This is a genomic window from Sporosarcina soli, from assembly GCF_042655805.1.
Lineage (GTDB): Bacteria > Bacillota > Bacilli > Bacillales_A > Planococcaceae > Sporosarcina > Sporosarcina soli.
On the sequence record NZ_JBHSNO010000008.1, the window covers coordinates 413,189 to 433,085 of the forward strand.

General features: G+C 43.3%; 18 protein-coding genes. 4 read left to right on the forward strand and 14 right to left on the reverse strand.

The window, feature by feature from the left end; translation table 11 throughout:
* Positions 1–374 precede the first annotated feature (374 nt).
* The 9 genes from ACFPRA_RS17285 to ACFPRA_RS17325 form a co-directional block, all read right to left on the reverse strand.
* Positions 375–1,709, reverse strand: coding sequence for a YjiH family protein (locus tag ACFPRA_RS17285; protein WP_381437442.1), 1,335 nt, complete (start codon positions 1,707–1,709; stop codon positions 375–377).
* 28 nt (positions 1,710–1,737) lie between these two features.
* Positions 1,738–2,709, reverse strand: a complete 972-nt coding sequence (locus ACFPRA_RS17290; protein ID WP_381437444.1) for an agmatinase family protein — start codon at positions 2,707–2,709, stop codon at positions 1,738–1,740.
* Positions 2,706–3,968 carry an imidazolonepropionase gene (gene hutI, locus ACFPRA_RS17295; RefSeq protein ID WP_381437446.1) on the reverse strand — a complete coding sequence of 421 codons (1,263 nt, stop codon included), beginning with the start codon at positions 3,966–3,968 and terminating at the stop codon, positions 2,706–2,708. The genes ACFPRA_RS17290 and hutI overlap by 4 nt, the downstream gene beginning before the upstream one ends.
* Positions 3,968–5,644, reverse strand: a complete 1,677-nt coding sequence (gene hutU / locus ACFPRA_RS17300; protein ID WP_381437448.1) for a urocanate hydratase — start codon at positions 5,642–5,644, stop codon at positions 3,968–3,970. The genes hutI and hutU overlap by 1 nt, the downstream gene beginning before the upstream one ends.
* A 415-nt stretch (positions 5,645–6,059) precedes the next feature.
* Positions 6,060–7,532: a helix-turn-helix domain-containing protein gene (locus tag ACFPRA_RS17305; RefSeq protein WP_381437451.1), complete on the reverse strand. Its 1,473-nt coding sequence runs from the start codon at positions 7,530–7,532 to the stop codon at positions 6,060–6,062.
* A gap of 31 nt (positions 7,533–7,563) precedes the next feature.
* Entirely contained in the window at positions 7,564–9,414 is a 1,851-nt protein-coding gene (locus ACFPRA_RS17310) for an SLC13 family permease (protein WP_381437454.1), read from the reverse strand.
* Between the two features lie 105 nt (positions 9,415–9,519).
* Positions 9,520–10,089 carry a manganese catalase family protein gene (locus tag ACFPRA_RS17315; protein WP_381437456.1) on the reverse strand — a complete coding sequence of 190 codons (570 nt, stop codon included), beginning with the start codon at positions 10,087–10,089 and terminating at the stop codon, positions 9,520–9,522.
* A 15-nt stretch (positions 10,090–10,104) separates the two neighbouring features.
* Positions 10,105–10,398, reverse strand: a complete 294-nt coding sequence (locus tag ACFPRA_RS17320) for a spore coat protein CotJB (protein WP_381437458.1) — start codon at positions 10,396–10,398, stop codon at positions 10,105–10,107.
* On the reverse strand, positions 10,395–10,613 hold the full coding sequence (locus ACFPRA_RS17325) for a spore coat associated protein CotJA (RefSeq protein ID WP_381437460.1): 219 nt from the start codon (positions 10,611–10,613) through the stop codon (positions 10,395–10,397). The genes ACFPRA_RS17320 and ACFPRA_RS17325 overlap by 4 nt, the downstream gene beginning before the upstream one ends.
* Before the next feature lie 136 nt (positions 10,614–10,749).
* On the opposite strand from ACFPRA_RS17325, the gene ACFPRA_RS17330 reads away from it, so the two are divergent.
* Positions 10,750–11,514 (forward strand): DUF2935 domain-containing protein, encoded by a 765-nt coding sequence (locus ACFPRA_RS17330; protein WP_381437463.1) that lies wholly within the window; start codon positions 10,750–10,752, stop codon positions 11,512–11,514.
* 195 nt (positions 11,515–11,709) lie between these two features.
* Positions 11,710–12,438, forward strand: a complete 729-nt coding sequence (locus tag ACFPRA_RS17335; RefSeq protein WP_381437465.1) for a polysaccharide deacetylase family protein — start codon at positions 11,710–11,712, stop codon at positions 12,436–12,438.
* A gap of 170 nt (positions 12,439–12,608) precedes the next feature.
* Here ACFPRA_RS17335 and ACFPRA_RS17340 read toward each other — a convergent pair whose 3' ends face one another.
* The 3 genes from ACFPRA_RS17340 to ACFPRA_RS17350 form a co-directional block, all read right to left on the reverse strand.
* Positions 12,609–13,709 (reverse strand): TolB-like translocation protein, encoded by a 1,101-nt coding sequence (locus ACFPRA_RS17340; protein ID WP_381437467.1) that lies wholly within the window; start codon positions 13,707–13,709, stop codon positions 12,609–12,611.
* Between the two features lie 174 nt (positions 13,710–13,883).
* The gene (locus tag ACFPRA_RS17345) at positions 13,884–15,362 is read right to left on the reverse strand and encodes a sensor histidine kinase (protein WP_381437469.1); all 1,479 of its coding nucleotides are present in this window, start codon (positions 15,360–15,362) and stop codon (positions 13,884–13,886) included.
* Positions 15,363–15,366: 4 nt separating this feature from the next.
* Positions 15,367–16,053 (reverse strand): response regulator transcription factor, encoded by a 687-nt coding sequence (locus ACFPRA_RS17350; protein WP_381437471.1) that lies wholly within the window; start codon positions 16,051–16,053, stop codon positions 15,367–15,369.
* Positions 16,054–16,283: 230 nt separating this feature from the next.
* Between ACFPRA_RS17350 and ACFPRA_RS17355 the strand changes: the two genes are divergently transcribed.
* On the forward strand, positions 16,284–17,000 hold the full coding sequence (locus tag ACFPRA_RS17355) for a 3-ketoacyl-ACP reductase (RefSeq protein WP_381437473.1): 717 nt from the start codon (positions 16,284–16,286) through the stop codon (positions 16,998–17,000).
* Positions 17,001–17,069: 69 nt separating this feature from the next.
* Here the strand turns inward: ACFPRA_RS17355 and ACFPRA_RS17360 are convergent, their stop codons facing one another.
* Together ACFPRA_RS17360 and ACFPRA_RS17365 are read right to left on the reverse strand one after the other, a co-directional pair.
* Complete coding sequence (locus tag ACFPRA_RS17360; RefSeq protein ID WP_381437603.1) at positions 17,070–17,567, reverse strand: DUF420 domain-containing protein; 498 nt, start codon at positions 17,565–17,567, stop codon at positions 17,070–17,072.
* 150 nt (positions 17,568–17,717) lie between these two features.
* Entirely contained in the window at positions 17,718–18,515 is a 798-nt protein-coding gene (locus ACFPRA_RS17365; protein ID WP_381437476.1) for an ABC transporter ATP-binding protein, read from the reverse strand.
* 425 nt (positions 18,516–18,940) lie between these two features.
* Between ACFPRA_RS17365 and ACFPRA_RS17370 the strand changes: the two genes are divergently transcribed.
* The gene (locus tag ACFPRA_RS17370) at positions 18,941–19,846 is read left to right on the forward strand and encodes an AEC family transporter (RefSeq protein WP_381437478.1); all 906 of its coding nucleotides are present in this window, start codon (positions 18,941–18,943) and stop codon (positions 19,844–19,846) included.
* The last annotated feature ends 51 nt before the right edge of the window (positions 19,847–19,897 follow it).

Here is a 19,897-nt window from a genome sequence, read left to right on the forward strand (position 1 = left end):
AGTAAATTTGCCTCATATATTATTCAAATCTATATCCTCTCCAGAGGTTTTAGGCAAATTAGATAGTCGCATTGATATGCACTTTACAGCTTAGAAATAAAAGTTTCCCGGGAAATAATCCATTTAATTCTTTACAATAGGATTAAGGGCACAATCAATCACGCCTCGATGTGATTGCGTCCGGATTTTGAATTGCGAATCGAACAACGAAGGGATCGATTTGCCGTATTTCTGCGTTTTTTTAAGGTGGGAGTCTTCTGTAGCTGACGCTTCGCTTTCAGTAAAAAAATTTTGCTGAATGAAGATAAAAAAGTTGTATAAAAAATCACCTTTTCGGCATTTTTTTATACAAACTTTTTTCTCCTCTATACTGTCTAAAGTATTAAATAGGCAATCGGCGTTACAATTATTATTGTTAGAATGACCCGTACCACCCAAAGCAGAACGAGTTGAGGAATAGAAATCGGAATTTCCGTCGACACAACACAAGGGATGAATGCCGAGAAAAAGATGATGCCTGAGATGGATACGACCGCAACGACAAACTTCACGATCAGCACAGACTCTGTCACTAATAGTGCCGGCAAGAACATTTCTGCGATACCGAGTGCACTCGCCTTCGCAACAAGCATCGGTTCTGGAAGTTGCATGGCTAACGTGAACGGATAAAAGATATACCCGATCCAGTCAAAAACCGGTGTGAATTCCGCCAATACCAATCCCAATAAGCCAACCGATAAAATAGATGGTAGGATAGCCATCGCCATAACGAGACCGTCCTTTACATTTAAACGGATATTATCAAATAAGCGAGGCGAATTGGCTACGGTCGCTTTCGCTTCTTTCCACGCCGCCGCGAAACGACTTCCGCTAATTTCTGCTTCCGGCTGGGGAGTTGATCCCTCATAATACTCATCTTTGATCTTGGATAATGGCGGAATCCTTACGGTGATCGCAGTGACAGCGAATGTCACAACTAGTGTAATCCAAAAGTATGTATTCCACATGTCCATCAATCCAAGTGTTTTAGCGACAATAACCATAAACGTAGCTGAAACAGTTGAAAATCCAGTAGCTATGATGGCTGCTTCCCGTGCGGAATATTTTCCTTCTTTATAGATACGATTCGTGATGAGAAGTCCTAAGGAATAACTGCCCACAAAGGAAGCCACTGCATCAATCGACGAACGACCTGGCGACTTCCAAATGGGACGCATAATCGGTTTTGCCAATACACCGACAAACTCAAGGAATCCGTACCCTACTAATAGAGCGAGGAAAGCCGCTCCAATAGGAACGAGTAGACCAACAGGAATGACGAGTTTATCGAACAGAAAAGGACCCATATTCGGCTCAAATAACCACGCTGGACCAAACTGGAAGACAAGCATGATTCCAACGAGCAACCCTATAATATTGAACATCGAAAAAACGATGTCAACATTCGACTTCTTCCATTTCCCTGTTAAAAATGGATAAATTGTCCCCGCCGCAATGACAAGTAATGCATAATAAGGCAAAGCCGGTGTAGCAAACGATTGAATAAACGAAACGATATGATCAAGCATAATGGAGTTTTTCCCTGCAATTGTCACAGGAATGAAAAACATGAATGCACCAATAATACTGTATACAAAGAATTTCCACATTTGCGGAGATTTTTGCGTAGCGACTTCTACTTGTCTATTCACCTCTTGATTTGTCGTCATACTGAATCCCCTTCCCTTTCCCCTTTTGCTAGTAAGAACTACAGACACGCCCCGTGATAAATTGCAGCCATGCATAGACTCCGATTTTGACTGTTTCGAATACTGCTGAATCTTTGCTTGGATCCAGACAGACAAAATCGATATGCTGAACGGAATGATGCTTGCCGATTTCCAAAAGTGCATCAAACAGTTCAACCGCTGTCATTCCTCCAGGTGTAGATGCAGGAACACCCGGTGCAACGGATATATCGAGTACATCCATATCAACAGTGACATAGATCCGATCTACTTTCGTAGACAGTTGGTGAAGTGCCGCTTTAATCGTTTCGACCATGCCTTGTTTGCGCGCTTGTTTTAATGTCACCATTTGAATCTGATGCTGTTTAGCGTAGTCGATCAGCGGTTTTGCATTATAATAGCCGTGCAATCCAATATTGATGACATGTTCCCCTTTGATAACGCTTCCATCAATGAGTTGCCGAATTGGTGTTCCATTGGCCGGACCTAATTCGGCTGGATCTCGCACATCAAGATGCGTGTCAAGCTGCAAGATTCCGATTTTTTCTCCTGGATAAACATCCTTGATCCCTCGTACTGCACATGCCGTTGTCGAATGATCCCCACCAATCATGCAGGTCAATGTCTGTGGATAGCTAGCCACAAGAGAAGCCGTCGCTTCTTGAATCCGTTGATGTGATGCCAGGATGTCAGTCGTATGCAACGTGACATCTCCGGTATCCACAACGGTAAATGGGCTCAAGTCGACATCTTCATCTAAATTATAGGTCGCAAAGCTTTTCCACATTTTCCGGAATTCATTTGGATATAACGAGGCGCCGGATACACTGATGGATGACCGTGATAAGGGCGCTCCATAGAGGATGAGATCGGGGTTATCCGATCCTTCCCCGAGGGGAGCAACCCATTGATGAACATGAGTTGCCTCCCCTTCGGTTATATTCCAGGACCATTCGGGCGGTTGAAGCCAATGTTGTTTCATTTGCCCACCACCTGTACACCTTTTTTCCATACGGCTTTCACATGATTGACACCAAAGAAGTATTGGATTTCTTGATAGTTTTTCGCATCCCATAGGACGATATCCGCCTGTTTCCCCACTTCGAGAGAACCGGCTTTGTCTTCGCACTTAATTGCACAAGCAGCATTGTACGTTGCCGCTGTCAATGCTTCAGCCGGCGTCAAGCGCATGGAAATACAGGCCAAGTTCATGACAAGCGGCATAGACGTTGTCGGAGATGAACCTGGGTTGCAATCCGTAGAGATTGCAACGGCTACACCTTCATCAATCATTTTCCGTCCAGCTGCCGCTTGCTCTCGCAAATAGAGGGCGGTAGCAGGAAGTAAACAAGCAATCGTGCCAGCTTCTGCCATCGCTTTGATGCCTTCATCGGAAGCTTTCAGTAAATGTTCCGCCGAAATAGCACCGACCTTTGCGGCTAGCTCCGCACCACCATATGACTCGATTTCATCAGCATGGATTTTCGGAATTAGCCCCAAACGCTTTCCTGCTTCCAATACACGCTCCGATTGTTCAGGTGTATAGACGTCTTTTTCACAAAACACATCATTAAAGACCGCAAGTTTTTCTTCGGCAATCACAGGCAGCATTTCATCGATCAATAAGTCGACAAATTCGTCTTCCCGTCCTTTGTATTCAACCGGTACGGCATGTGCACCCATGAATGTCGGTACGATGTCAATGGGATGCGTTTCCTGCAACGTCTTCATGACCCGAAGTTGCTTTAACTCCGTTTCCAAATCCATGCCGTAACCGCTTTTCCCTTCAATTGTCGTAACACCATGTTCTAAAAATAAATCAAGACGTTTGGTCGTCTGTTCGATCAATTCCTCTTCCGATGCTTCGCGTGTCATTCTCGTCGTCGCATGGATACCGCCGCCGGCATTCATAATTTCCATATATGTGGCACCTTCGAGCCGCATCTCAAATTCACGCTCACGGCTGCCTCCGTATGCGACATGCGTATGAGGGTCTACTAACCCAGGTGTAACTAGATGTCCTGTTGCATCCACGACTTCCGCCTCATGCTCGCGTCCCGCGTATTGTTTCTCAAGATCTGCTGTGATCCCAACTGCTTGAATCAAGCCATTTTCAATCCATAGACTGCCGTCTTCAATTAATCCAAGATCGGACATCGCTTTTTTAGAGCGAGGTCCTTTCTCAGAAGAAGCTAGTGTTGCCAGCTGTGATGCATGTTTAATCCAAATTGGTTTTGTCATTATTGATCATTTCCTTTATCAAGCATTGGTATATTAACGCCTTTTTCACGTGCTGTCCGTTGAGCAATTTCATAGCCCGCATCCGCATGACGCGCAATTCCCATTCCCGGGTCAGTCGTCAATACACGCTCCAGTCTAATTTCCGCTTCTTTCGTTCCATCTGCCACAATGACTACTCCAGAATGGATCGAATAACCCATGCCGACGCCACCGCCATGGTGCAATGAAACCCAAGTCGCGCCGCCGACAGCATTGATCATCGCATTCAGAATCGGCCAATCCGCAACTACATCCGATCCGTCTTTCATCGCTTCCGTTTCACGGTTCGGCGAAGCAACAGAACCTGAATCGAGATGATCACGACCAATGACAATCGGTGCACTCAATTCACCACTTGCCACCATATCATTAATAATTTTTCCGAAGCGTGCACGCTCACCGTAGCCAAACCAGCAAATACGAGATGGAAGACCTTGGAACTCAATTTTATCCTGCGCCATGCGAATCCAGTTGCACAAATGTTCGTTATAGCTGAACTCCCGTAAAATCGCTTCATCCAATTTGTAGATATCTTCCGGATCGCCCGATAGCGCTACCCAACGGAAAGGTCCCTTCCCTTCGCAAAATTGTGGACGGATATAAGCCGGAACAAATCCCGGGAAATCGAATGCATTTTCAACACCTTCATCTTTTGCCACTTGGCGGATGTTATTCCCATAGTCAAATGTAATTGCACCCTTTTCCATCATTTCCAACATCGCCCGAACATGTTGAGCCATCGATGCTTTGGATAATTTCACATAGCCATCCGGATCATTAGTGCGAAGCTTCTCCGCCTCTTCCAATGACATTTTTGAAGGAATATAGCCATTTAACGGGTCATGTGCGGACGTTTGGTCAGTCAAGACTTCTGGAATGAAGTTGCGCGCAATCATTTCTGGCAAAATATCAGCGGCATTTCCTAATAATCCGATAGACAATGCTTTACCTGTTGCTTTCGCTTCTTCTGCCAAACGGATCGCCTCTTCCAATGAATCCGTTTTCACATCTGTGTATCGTGTTTCAATTCGGCGGTCAATTCTCGTCTCATCCACTTCGATACCGATACAAACTCCACCAGCCATCGTCACAGCTAACGGTTGTGCGCCACCCATGCCGCCCAGTCCAGCCGTCACCGTGATTGTTCCTTGCAAACTACCATTGAAATGCTTTTTCGCCAGTTCTACAAATGTCTCGTACGTCCCTTGCACAATCCCTTGTGAACCGATATAGATCCAGCTACCCGCTGTCATTTGTCCATACATCATCAACCCTTTTTTATCAAGCTCGTGGAATGTATCCCAATTGGCATATGCCGGGACGATATTGGAATTGGCGATCAGAACACGCGGTGCATCCGTATGTGATTTGAAGATTGCCACCGGTTTACCCGATTGAACAAGTAATGTTTCATCATTTTCCAATTCTTTTAGCGATCTTACAATTGCATCGAAGCTTTCCCAATTTCTTGCAGCTTTCCCGATTCCGCCGTAGACGACTAGTTTTTCAGGGTGCTCTGCCACTTCAGGATCCAAATTATTCATCAACATACGTAGTGCCGCTTCTTGTTGCCAGCCTTTTGTATTTAATTCTGTTCCTCTATAGCGAATTACCTTTTGTTCTGCAACCGTTTTCATACTAACGCCTCCTATTTGTCTATGATTTCATTATAGGGTGTTAATTCTTATTTTATTTTATAATTTAGTGCTATTTTTACGATTAGTTTATTAATTATTATTTAAATTAGCTCTTTTTATAATTTATCTCAATTGTAATAGTAGATTATTATTTTTGACTTGAATTAGAAATAAGGTATGGTTTGGGTTTTGAGCGTGGGGACATGGTTTTGAGCGCCTAGAGAAATCTTTGAGCGCGGGAACACGTTTATGAGCTCCCAGAGCAATCTTTGAGCGCGGGAACACGTTTATGAGCTCCCAGAGCAATCTTTGAGCGCGGGAACACGTTTATGAGCTCCCAGAGCAATCTTTGAGCGCACGATTCACTTCCTTATAACAAAACACCATCTTTCATTGAAAGATGGTGTTTGACATCTCAGCGCATTCGGTAGGCGAACGGCGTACAATTTTCAATTTGCTTGAACTTAGCGGAGAAATAACTTTGATGGACATATCCGACTAAACGGGAAATCTCCTCGAGGGACAGGTCCGTTTCCTGAAGCAATCTTTTCGCTTCTTCAATTCGTACACGGTGCAACACGACACGGAAAGGTTGATCAGATTCCGCCGCAAATCTACGACTTAATGTACTTTTGTTAATGCGCAACGCCTCGGCGCAGTTGGCCAATCCCCACCCGGCATCCCAATAATTCGCTTCAATTAAAGCCCTCGTTTTTTCAACAAGCGATTGTTCGCCATTCCTTAAATGTACATTTGCCGTTTCATCCGAAAATAGCCGAATTGTAAACGCAAGCAAGTCTTGCACCATTTCATAAATGATCGGACTTTGAACAATTTGTTGAAACACCGCATAATAAGCGGATTCCCATTCATCTGTTTGCAATTGATACGATTTCATATAGCGACGAATTTGCGCGAGGACACTCGTCATGCGGATGCGGACCATTTCGGGATCGGGATACGGTCTTTGATACGTCAAAAACTCTTTTTCCACCCAATGACGGATTCTTTTCACATCTCGCGTCTCCAACATTTCAATCCATTCCCGCTGTTCAAGCGGTGTAAGAAAGGGATCCATTGGCAGCCAATATACTTGTTGGTTATTCGATAGAATAATATCATAGCCTTCAAAAAAGATTTCTTCCGTCCTCTGTTTCGTCTGTTCAAACGTTTCTTTGATCGATTGAACTGCTGCGCTTTCATGATAAACAATTGCTAGCGGCTCCCCGACACGCTCTTTCCATTGACCGAGGAATGTCCGATATTCCTCTTGAAAAAAAACTTTGTCCTGCGTTTCATGAACGCAAAGAATAAAATCCGTCAGTGCGAAAAACTGATGCTGCTTCGTAAATGGAAATCGTTGGAGTTCATCATAAATTAAAGGCAGCATCGATGAGTGTTTCGGTAAAAAGGCAGCCATCGTCATTGACTCTGCTCGTTCACGTTCCAAAAAGAACAAATCGGCATAGTCGATAGAATCACCCGTCAATTCGCTACTCACCTTCATCGCGTGCTGTCGCTGTGCATTCCGCAGCTGATAACGGACCTGTTGAATTTGCTTAATTAAATCCGTTGGAGAAAACGGGCGAAACAACACATCTTCCGCATGAAATCGCAATCCACGGTAGGCCGTTTGAAAGATCCGTTCAGAGGAAATCCCGATCCAACGAAAATTGGCTTGTTGCAATTGCTCCTCAAGCCTATTATTTTCAGAAGTCCACCCATCCATATCCAACAACAATAAGTCCGGACTATTTTTATCCACTTGTTGAATGTATTCTTCCAATGAAGCAAACGTCGTCATCACCGAACCAGACAAATGGCTCTCGACAATCCATCGAATGCCTTCCGCTTCTAATCTGTCCTTTGCGACTAAATGGATTTGCATGTCAATCACATCACTTTTATGAATAGTTCACTTATAGTGGAAAGAAAATCGGTATCGCAATCATCATAACGACGAACATCACCAGCTGCAAAGGTACCCCGATCTTCACAAAGTCAAAGAAGCGATAACCTCCCGCTGTCATGACAAGTGCATTGGTCGGGGAAGCAACAGGTGTAGCAAAAGCCATCCCTGAAGCGACCGCTACAGCGATTAAAAACGTATACGGGCTGGCATCTAAACTGATGGCGGCATTCATCGCGATCGGGGCAAACAAAACGGCCGTTGCCGTATTGCTAATAAACTGACCAAATACCATTGTAATAAAGTAAATGCCTGCAAGAACCCCTATGGCTCCCAATCCACCAAGCATTTGAATAATCCCTTCCGAAAGCATGACCATGCCACCCGTTTTTTCAAGAGCCGTCGCCATCGGTAACATGGCTGCGATGAGCACAATGCTCTCCCAATTGATTTTGCTATAAGCATCGTCCATATTCCGCACGCATCCCGTTACAATCATCAGTACCGCACCGATGGAAACAGAGATGACAGCCGGAAATACTTCCAAAATCATCAGGGCGACCATCAGCAACATGATACCACCAGCGATAGGGGCTTTGCCATTCGCAGCAGCCATACTCGCATGCTCTTTCGGCTGTCCAACAACGACCACGTCACTCGTTTCCCGAGCAAGCAATTCAATTTCATCCCAAGAGCCTTGCACTAATAGCGCATCGCCAAAACGAAGTCGCTCTTTGGACATTTCTTTTACGACATATTCCCCGCGACGATTGATCCCAAGAATATTTAAATTGTATTTTTCCCTAAAACTGACGCTTCTTACGGTCTCATTGATCAGGCTGGAATGTGGTGTCAATAATACTTCCGCCATGCCCAGTTGCTTCGACACAAGTTCGTCCGCTTCTGCATCCCCTTCTATCAGCACGAGCGCAAAATCTATAACCAACTTTTCCATATTGTCCAGTGAACCTTGTATATGTAAAATATCTTTCGCCTGCACAATGCTATTCGGTCCAGCCATTTCCTGATAGGTCATCGGCAATAACTTCATACCTTCTGAAGATTTACGTTCCACTTTCAAAATATAGACTTGATACTTTCCCGGCAGCTTAAGTTGGGCGAGCCTTTTCCCAATCATCGGGGATTCTTCCGGTACAGTGACCCGAAACAATTGACCGCCTAATTGGTAATCGGCAACAAGCTGTTTCGGCGATAGCCGATGCTCGTCTTTCGAACTGTTTTTCCTTTCTCCATGCGGAAGCAATATATTTCGCACGGCATACAAATAAATGATGCCAACAATGACACCGATCACCCCGATTGGCGTAATTTCAAAAAAACCAAGCTTTTCAAAACCATGATCTACCAAATTCTGACTGACAATCAAGTTCGGTGGTGAAGCAATCAACGTCAATAAGCCAGAAAAACTGGCCATATAAGATAAAGGTATTAAAAACTTTGCCGGACTGCTTTTCATGCTAATGGCTACACTAACGACAATCGGTAGCATCAAAGCGACAGTCCCAGTATTACTCATAAATGCTCCGACAAAAGCGACGATCACTAGCAATAAAATAAATAATTTTTTCTCACTATCCCCAGACGAACGAAGGAGCACATTGCCTGCCATTTGAGCAAGCCCTGTCCGCAAAATTCCCGCCCCGACAATAAATAAGCCGGCAATCATAATAACGACGGAGTTCGAAAAGCCGACAAGCGCTTCCGATGCATCCAACACTCCCGTCAACACTAACATCAATAATGCGAGCACAGCGACAAGATCCGCACGGACCCGATTGCTCATAAATAAAATGATGCTAAATGCCAAAATGATAAATGTAATAATCAGTTGCACATTCATCCGTATCCTTTCAATCTATTTACTATCTAGATTGTATACCAACATGCAAAAAAGCGCTCTTTTGGGGAGAGCGCTTTTTAGGTTTATTCATTTTTTCAATACATTTTAAAAGATCTTTTTACGATCCCGCTCTTCTTTTAAGATTTCAACCGATTCCCTGAAGCGTAACGAGTGAACATTTTCACGTTCACGTAAAAACTTGAGGGAATCATTGATCAATGGGTCATCTGAGACATCTATCAGCCATTGGTACGTTGCACGCGCCTTTTCTTCCGCTGCAATATCTTCATACAGGTCCGCAATTGGATCTCCTTTTGCTTGGATATACGTAGCCGTGAATGGTACACCGCTCGCATTTTCATAAAAGAGGTCATGACCATGATTCACAAAGTGCGCACCCAGTCCTGCTTCAACTAATTGTTCAGGAGTAGCGTCTTTCGTCAATTTATAAATCATCGTTGCAAGCATTTCAAGATGTGAAAACTCTTCTGTCGCAATATCATTCAGGACTCCAATCACTTTATCAGGAACGGTATAACGTTGGTTCATATAACGGAGTGCAGCTGCAAGTTCTCCATCTGCACCTCCATATTGCTCCATTAGGAATTTGGCAAGTTTCGGATTACATGTACTCACTTCAACAGGATATAAAAGCTTTTTTTCGTAGACCCACATGCTAATTTACCCTCCTTATCGTTGCCATGGCCATGGGGTTTGATTCCAGCGCCAACCGATTTCAAGTGCTTTTTCGGTTGGAACGGATGCGAGCGATAAGGGGCCATATCGATTTTCGTATTGACGGCGTACTTGAGCGGCTTTTTTAATCGCTTCACGCCATTGCTGCAAAGCCTCTTCATCATTCGGATGCGTGTTCGTATAGAGTGTGAGCTCAACCACAACGAAATCCGCTTGTTGTACAAGTTCCATCATGCGGCGCTCTTCTTCAAACGCAGCCATTTGTTGCCCTTCTTCAAACGACTTCACGATATCCCCTCCTCACGGGAAAATCCATCCACTAGTGCAGGCCAAAGCGAACCTTGCCGAAGTGCCTCTGCAGGAGTATTTTGCGGAAGACCCGGTGGTTGAAAATTCATAAAAATTTGAGGTGGCAATACAAACGTCTTCACCAAGATGGGCGGACATGGATCAAGTGGGGAAACATACGGTCTGTAACTTCCCCTAAATTGCGGACGCTCCAATTTTTCATCACTCCTTGAAATAGCTTATGTGGAGATTCTGTCTTTGATACCAATTGGGTAATTTTATGCATTCTATTAGGCTTCATAAACAGGCAGATACCCTCATATGCTGATTGTTAGAAAAGGAGGTCATTTATTGGTTAAATCATTCCAAGAGGTAGCGCTGTATGAACTTCATTTTTGGCTTCAAATACTAGAAAATCATAGTCAGTTTATCCACGACTCATTAGCCCCGAATGAACGAGAAAACATCCAAACAGCAAATTCCTTCAAGAAATGGTTTGAAGAAGCATTTGCAATTTCAAAAGAGCCGCTCAACGAACAGCAACTTCTTTCACTTCTACAACAAGCAAAAAAGACTAGTGAAGAAATACGGAATTTCAAATTGCATTTGATCAAAGAACAATTAGTCGGTACCATTCACATTTCCCTTACTCCTACATTCATTAACCATATGGTCAATGAAGTCGAAGAGGCCATCCGCCTGTTTTCCTATTTGGAAAATGGACAAAAACCTCCGTCTGTTCACCCGCTCCATCATGATTTGCTATGGTTATTGGACGCGGCAGGTCATGCGGGAGCCATAGACGCAAATCTCGATCGAGTGGAAAAACAGTTAAAAGGAGAAAGTCGGGGTTTCACAAAGGAATGGGAAGACTTTTATTTAAAGGCAGTGGAGCTTGCAGGGTTCCTACGGACAAATGTCATGAAGTTTCCTGCATTAAACAAGTTTCATGACGATATTCAATTGGAAATGGCATTATTTAAAACCTTTTTGCGTGAATTGGAGGAAATGGGACTGAAAAAAGAATCGCTTGGCACATTGACCCCATTAATGGCCGACCATATGGCGCGCGAGGAAAGTTATTATTTGTTGAAGCTGGCTGAATCAACACAGTAAAGCAATTAGATATTTCAAACAAAAAGTATCGGATTTTCCGACAGCGCTAAATTGTCGGTAAGTCTGGTCTTTTTAATTTTACGTCTTTTATATAGTAAGAACATTATTCAAGAAAGTATCCCCTGTATAAATCGATGTATTTGTCAAACACTAAATTAATGATCGTTAGACACGGAAAGCAAGGAGGATATCGTCGTGAAATTTCCGGGATTAAAAACAAGTCTGGTCATTATCCTGTTTTTTTCCTTTGCTCTCGCTTCTTTTGCAACGGAAAAAGGAAGACCTTATTACGAAAAAAAGGGTTTTGTTCTTTGGGAAATCAAGACAGAAGATAAAGTCATTGCGCTTACCTTTGATGATGGTCCTCATTCCACTTATACACCTCAAATTTTAGATTTGCTTTCGTTATACGATGCAAAAGCGACATTTTTTGTCGTCGGCGAACGGGCTGAAAAGCATCCAGAGATTATTCTCCGGGAAATCGAAGACGGTCATGAAATCGCCAATCATACGTATACGCATCCTTTTTCAAGCTCAATCGACCAACTGAAGATGGAATTGGAAAAGACTAACAAACTAATCCACAGCATTACAGGCATTTATCCGGCGTTATATCGTCCTGTGGGTGGGAATTATAATGAACATACTATTAATACGGCTGTTGAAAGCGGCTATAAGGTGGTCATGTGGTCATGGCATCAAGATACAGAAGATTGGAAAAGGCCAGGAACCAAAAAAATCATCAATAAAGTTTTATCAGGTACTACTCCTGGTAACATCATCCTCTTCCATGATGCAGGTGGCGACCGTTCCCAAACGGTGGAAGCACTCAAAGAAATAATACCGGAACTTAAAAAACAGGGGTATGAATTTGTGACGGTATCTGAGCTTCTGAATCGCAGTGAAGCGCAAGTGAATAAATAAATTTTGTACGAACCGAACAAAAAGATGCAAGAACCCGCCACTTGGCTCTTGCATCTCCACTTTTTTATCCTTTTTCCAGGTTTTTATTGCATTCACATGATATTTCCTTGCGCTCAAGTAAGATTTGGTTGCACTTAACTATGATTTGATTGCAACTAAGGCCTTTCAACCTATTCCTTCAACTGAAAAACGGCAATATCTCCAACACGCTCATGGTTATCCTTCGAAGTGGTTATATAAGCCGTTTTGGAATCCTCGCTCCAATGTCCTGATAATGAAATGACCGCATATAGATCATCGGTATTCTCCATGATTCTTACGCTATTGGTTAGTTGACCATCTGCTATTTCTGCCATATAGACATTTGTTTTGAAATCACCTTCAATTTGCACAGGCATATCGAACATGATTTTACTTTCGTCAGGAGATAGGTTATAAAATGGTACCCATATGCCTTCGCTGTCCTTGCCTCCCGACACAAGTTGTTGGACTCCATTTGTTGTTTTGTCCCAATAATAGATCCCCGTTTTCCCATCATATGTTCCGTTAAAAAGCAGAGACCCATCTTGTAAAAGATCGAAATCATTAAACTGGGTATCTTCGCCTCCGAAATTTGCAACCGTATTTATTTGCCCTTGATCCGTTAGTTGATAGACACCGTATCCGTTCTCTTCACTACGAGCAGCGATATAGACGTCATCTCCCGTTTTTTTAATAGAGGATATCGTAGCATCTTCATACTTGCTCAAGTCCCATATAGCCGTTTCATTTTTTTCAATACTGATAAGGCTCAATGTATGTGTATTGTAATCGAAATAAGCAACTTCGTCTCCAACAAAACGCGAATCCTCCGGTGATCCATTTTCAAGTAATTGCACCTTGCCGTTTTTTAAATTATGAATGAAAATTTTCCCTTCTTCATAAGCTAACGCCCAATTTCCGTTACCTGAAATCTCCCTAACTTCTTGATCCGCAAGTTTCTTTTCTTCCCCAGTCTTGAAATCCAAAGAGTAAAACTTTCCCTCTTCATTAAAATAAATTTTCTCCCCATAAATCACTTTATGGAATTTTTGGTTCGTAATATTTCGCCCGATCTCAATATCTTGTTGCCGTGACACCTCCAAATTACTATCCGCCAACGAACTTTCAAGCTGAACGTCTTCATTCACAATGACCGTTTCTTGGATTTGCGCGTTCCCATGTGTTGAACAACCTGCTGCCAATATGCTGACTGCAACAAGGAAAGCAAGTCCTTTCCGTTTTCCCTTCATCATCAATTCCTCCTTTTTGCGTACAATCCAAGCATACACATCACCTATTGCCAACCTTTCAGCAATTATTGCCATCTTGTTGCCGACGAACAAAAGCGAAGGGCGCCTGCTTAGATGTGACAGGTATAAGACAGGTTGGCGAAGAGGCGGTTTTTGCCTCATAGCCAACATGGCTTATGACCCGAGCATCTGGCGCCCGGAGCCTAGACGAGGAAGAAAGATGGAAAGCGTCACTTGTCCATTTTCGTCTTCAAAAGCAATTGTCCCGTTATGTTGCTCGATAATTTGTTTACAAATATACAAACCGAGACCGCTATTCCCCTCTCCTTTTGTATGAATAAACGGCTCAAATGCATGCAAAGCGATCTGACGAGGTACGGGATCACAGACATTCGTCACTGTTACCATTCCAGCCATGATGCTTACCGCTATCCGCGTTCCTGTCACTCCATATTTCATCGCATTATCAAGCACATTGAGAAAGACTCGTCTGAGCTCGTCCCGATTTCCACAGACAATAAAGTCTTCTCCTTGCACATCAATTGTCATCTGCCGTTTGTGCGCTTTCAACGTCATATCTTCAGAAATCGATTCGATAAATGGAAGCATATGAACCGTTTCTTGCTTCTTTAAAAAAGGTACTGCATCCCTCTTCGATAGCTCAATCAATTCAATGACCATCCGATTGAGACGGTCGCTTTCCAAACGGATTTTTTCGGTTGCTTTCCGTAGAAATACGGGATCATCAAAGTCTTCCTCCCCGATAATTTGGGCATAGCCTGAAATCGTGGCAAGGGGCGTTTTTAACTCATGCGTCACATTATTAAAAAAGGATGTTCTGCTCTTCTCCGCCTGAACAACTTTTTCTTTTTCCTGTTCAATCGTCTCGATTTGTCGTTTGATATGCTGTTGCATTTCATTGAAGCTTGTCGCTAATTCTTCCAGCTCATCCCTTGTTTCCACCTGCACCTCAACGCTATAATCTCCTGCCGCCACTTTTTTCGTCGCAGCCGTCAATCGTCGTAATGGCTTGATCATCCGGCTCGTCAATAAAGAAGACAGTAAAAATACCCCTACAAATAAGCAAATAATGAGCACGCGAAAACTATGTAAAATCGTCTTATTCGCCGCAAATAAATTTGTATAATCCCCTGTGAAGCGGAAAACGCCATATAATTGGTCATGCAAATAGACTGGATACGCAAAATAAACCAAATTGCCGCCCGGCACATCAACACGTGTAAATGCCGCTTTATTGCTGAAAGCTGCTTTCAGCTCCTCATTTGAGTTGGCATTCAAATTGTTTTGGAACGTTTGATTTTCGACTAGTATCCGTTCATCAATCGCAATCGCTTCATACAAAAAAAGACCATCCCGATCATACAAAGCCACGTTTTGTCCATGGAGCTTGCTTAATTCTTGCGCAATCACGCCGCCATACTCTTTGAACAGATCCTGCTCTGGAGGATGGATCAATGCAAATTGTTTAATATGCTCTCTTGTCGTATGCTGAAGTTTCGTCACTTCATTTGTAATCATGACCGTACTATTTGCTTCCAACGAGTCCTTCATCACCCGATCGACAATGAATGCAGCCAATGTGAATAAAATGAAATAGCCGACAATGAATTTCCGTTGGATCGTCCATCTCATCCGCTCAATTCCCCCTCATCTTATAACCGACACCAAATACCGTTTCAATAATCGAAGGAAGCATAGCATCATCCAGCTTTTTTCTGACCCGCTGCACGTGGACATCGACTGTCCGTAAATCACCAACATAATCAAAATCCCAAACGCTATCGAGAATCTCTTCACGGGAGAATACTTGATTTTTATGTTGTACAAAAAACAGCAACAAGTCATATTCCTTCGGTTTAAATACGACGATTTCATTATCTTTTAATACCGTGTGAGAACGGGGTTCAATCCGTATCCGGTCGTTGATGGCCAATGACGTTGAAGCCACCGTGCGACCTTGACGACGAAGAAGTACTTTAATACGAGCAATGATTTCCCGTACATCGAACGGTTTCGTCATATAATCATCCGCGCCCAGTTCAAGTCCGAGCACTTTATCCACAATATCATCCCGTGCAGTAAGCATCAGAACTGGGACATTGCTCATGGCCGTCAACTTCTTACAAATATCAAATCCATCCATATCTGGCAACATAACATCCAAAATGACCAGATCCGGACCAATCCCTTCGAATAATCGCACCCCCTCTTGCCCAGTAGCCGCACCGTTTACACGATAGCCCTCTTTTCGCAAAGCATAAGCCAATATATCCATAATCGATTCCTCATCTTCTATTATTAAAATCGTTTCATCCTTCGCCATAAATTCCACTCCTTACTTCCTTTTATTCTACTAAAAACTTATTGCCAAGTTGTTGCGAATCGAACAGCGAAGGGTTCGATTTGCCGTATTTCTTCGGTCTTTGCAGAAATTAAGGAACCTTCATGACTTAGCCGCGGTTTGAGTTCCCAGCCAAAAGCATTTCCTTATGCCACCGGGGCCCCTTTTGATATACTTGCTCTAGTAAATGTGTAAGAAAAAGGAGACATTACATGCAAAATTTAACTGGTAAAAACGCATTGATTACAGGAGCGGGCAAAGGAATCGGCCGCGCAACTGCCATCGCATTCGCCAAAGAAGGCATCAATATCGGACTTCTTGGAAGAACGGCTGCTAACCTTGAAGCGGTAGCAAAAGAACTGGAAGAATACGGCGTGAATGTAACGATGGCGACTGCTGATGTAGCGGATAATGAATCCGTCATCGCGGCGGTCGAACATATCAAATCCGAACTCGGACCGATCGATATCCTCATCAACAACGCAGGCGTCGGCAAGTTCGGGAAGTTTCTTGAACTTTCTCCGGAAGAATTCAAAAACATTATCGATATTAACTTGATGGGTGTCTATTATGTAACAAGAGCGGTATTGCCGGAAATGATCGAACGGGAAACCGGCGATATCATAAACATTTCCTCCACAGCAGGACAAAAAGGCGCACCTGTCACAAGCGCTTACAGTGCATCAAAATTCGGTCTGCTCGGTCTAACAGAGTCTCTCATGTTGGAAGTGAGAAAGCACAATATCCGTGTCAGCGCCTTGACGCCAAGTACGGTTGCTACGGATTTGGCTTTCGCTGAAAATCTGACAGACGGCAACCCGGACAAAGTGATGCAACCGGAAGACCTCGCAGAAGTGATGGTCTCACAATTGAAACTACACCCACGCATCCTCGTAAAATCAGCAGGACTGTGGTCAACAAATCCTTAACTGAAAAAGGTGTCCAACTCGTCTTCTTTCCGACAAGTTGGGCACCTTTTGTAATCCCTACGCCTTCGCTCAATAATAAGGCGATATTAAAATATAGACCAACACACCTGTAAAGCTGACATACAGCCAAATCGGCATCGTCCAGCGGGCAATTTTCTTATGACGCTCATTTTCCATATTCCAAGCGCGGGCCACAGTCGTCAATGCAAGCGGAACAATTGCCGCCGCCAGAAGGATATGGGTAATTAACACAAAATAATAGAATCCCGCCATAAAACCTTCTCCACCATAAGGCGTTGACGGCGATAGATAATGGAACGCCACATATGTAACAAGAAAAAGGGACGTTGTCGTAAACGCCGCGTAAATGAAACGGCGATGGACTGTAACGTTGCGTTTCACAATCGCGATAAGTGCAGCCAGTAAAAACACAAACGTAAAGCTATTCAAAATGGCATTGATCAACGGTAAAATCGTCACATCAAATAAATCGAAATCCTCAACGCCCGGCAAACCGGACAACACACCTATCGCCCCAATCAAGATGACAGATAATGCAATAATCATCGGTCTATAATTCCGTTTTTGAAACGGCTTTGCCGTACCTCCAATATTCTTCAAAACATTCACTTCACTTTCAAATCAATTATGCCTCCTTTAATTGTATAGCAATATACAAAAAAGTGCCCCAAAATTGAGCACTTTTTTGTGAACATCTTATCGGATTGTCGTTTCTTCCTTAACTGCAAGCCATGGACGATTCTGTTCCCAACGCACCGTAACGGGAACCTTATATGTTTCGGACAACAATTCCGGCTTCAATACGTCTTCTTTCGGACCTTTGGCAACAATTTCCCCATCTTTTAGAAGCAACACATGAGTAATCTCTTTTACCAGTTCTTCAATATGATGGGTAACGTAAATAATATGACATTTACTTCCAACTACTTCTTCCAACACACCGAGAAATTGTTCGCGTGATAAAATATCCAGACCGGAACAAGGCTCATCCAAAATGAGCATCTTCGGATCACTCATTAATGCACGAGCAATCAATACACGCCGCTTTTCCCCTTCCGACAATAGGTGGTAGGGCTTCCCTTTTAAATAAGACAATCGCAAGCTCTCCAGTAAATGATCCGCCTTCTCCCAATCCTCGGGTGCCACTTGCTCATAAATACCAAAACTCGCAAATTTCCCACTCACGATCACCCGCTCCACTTTTTCCTTGTTAAAGAAATCCGCAAAACGATCTAAGGAACTGCTGACAAACCCGATTTTTTTCCGCAACTCCGGTAAATTGGTTTTGCCGAACAGATTACCGAGCACCTCCACTTCACCACTTGACGGAAAATGATATCCCGATACAATATTGAGCAACGATGTCTTTCCCGAACCGTTCAAACCGAGGATTCCCCAATGCTCATCAGGCTGTATACGCCAATCAATGCCCTGTAAAATTTCATTCTCCCCTCTTCGGAATGCAACATTCTTTAATGAAACAATATCATTCATGATAAATCCCCCTCATATGTAGATTTGCAAGATTCACACTATAATTCCTTTAAATAACTGTAAGTGAATTACGCAATTTTTTCAATTCGAAACCCGAAATTCTTTTCCTGAATTCAGTAAATTTCTGCTATACTTATATCAATTACGCCTCGGCGTAATTGCGTCCGGCTTTTGAATTGCGAATTGAACAGCGAAGGGTTCGATTTGCCTTAATTTCTGCGTTTTTTGCAGAAATTAAGGCACTTAGATAAGCGCAATTAACTCCTTTCAAAATCCGTGACATCCGCCGGAGGCATTAACTTGATTCAGCATAGTTTAAACCTCACTGAATTGAGTGCATGTCTAGCATAAACACCGCCACTAGTAAAAGTGCAAGAGCTTCTGCTGAAGCAAGTTAAAAGTCTTGTGAATAGGGATGAATACCAATGGATTTAATTATGATTCTATTACCCGTCTTTATCATTTTCTTCATCGGGTATATGGGACAAAAACTGATCGGATTCGATATTAAGTCGATTTCGACAGCTGCTCTTTATTTAATGTCACCTTTTTTGGCATTCCGCACATTTTATTCGAATGAATTAACGATGGACTATTTTTATATCGTTCTCTTCAGTTTAATTTTGACAATTGTTCTGCTCCTCATCGTTTGGCTCACTTCACTTGCCATGAAGGCAACACGCCCTGAACGTTCTGCAATGATTCTTGGCGGCGTGTTCATGAATAGTGGAAATTACGGGGCACCCGTCGTCCTTTTCGCTTTCGGGGCCGTCGGATTTGACTACGCAGTCATTATGATGGTGCTCCAATCATTGCTAATGAACACCGTTGGCATCTTTTTTGCATCATTAGGAGGAGAAGAAAAAGCGACATGGCGTGAATCATTTCAACGCGTGATCCGTATGCCGCTCATCTATGCGGCTTTTTTAGGCCTTGCCCTTCAATTGCTGCACGTGCACGTTCCAAATACTTTAATGGAAGGGATCAGTCTTGTTGCAGATGCATCAATTCCGACCGTCATGCTTGTCCTCGGGATGCAACTTGCTGTCATTGCCAAAAAAAGAGTGGCTTACCGCTACGTGACTGCCGTCTCGGTCATTCGAATGGCACTATCGCCGTTACTCGCCGTCGCAATTGTCTATTTCATGCCGATCAATGATCTATTAAAAGCGGTGATCATTCTTCAATCCTCGATGCCTGCAGCTGCTAATACGACAATGTTCGCACTGCAATTCGGAACAGAGCCTGATCTTGTATCGTTCACCACTTTTGTCACGACGCTTATCAGTATCCTCACAATACCTGTCGTGCTACTGTTTCTTGGTGTATAACAATTTCATAAACGGGCCGTCATCGCAACATTTCCTTTCTCCGTATAACTC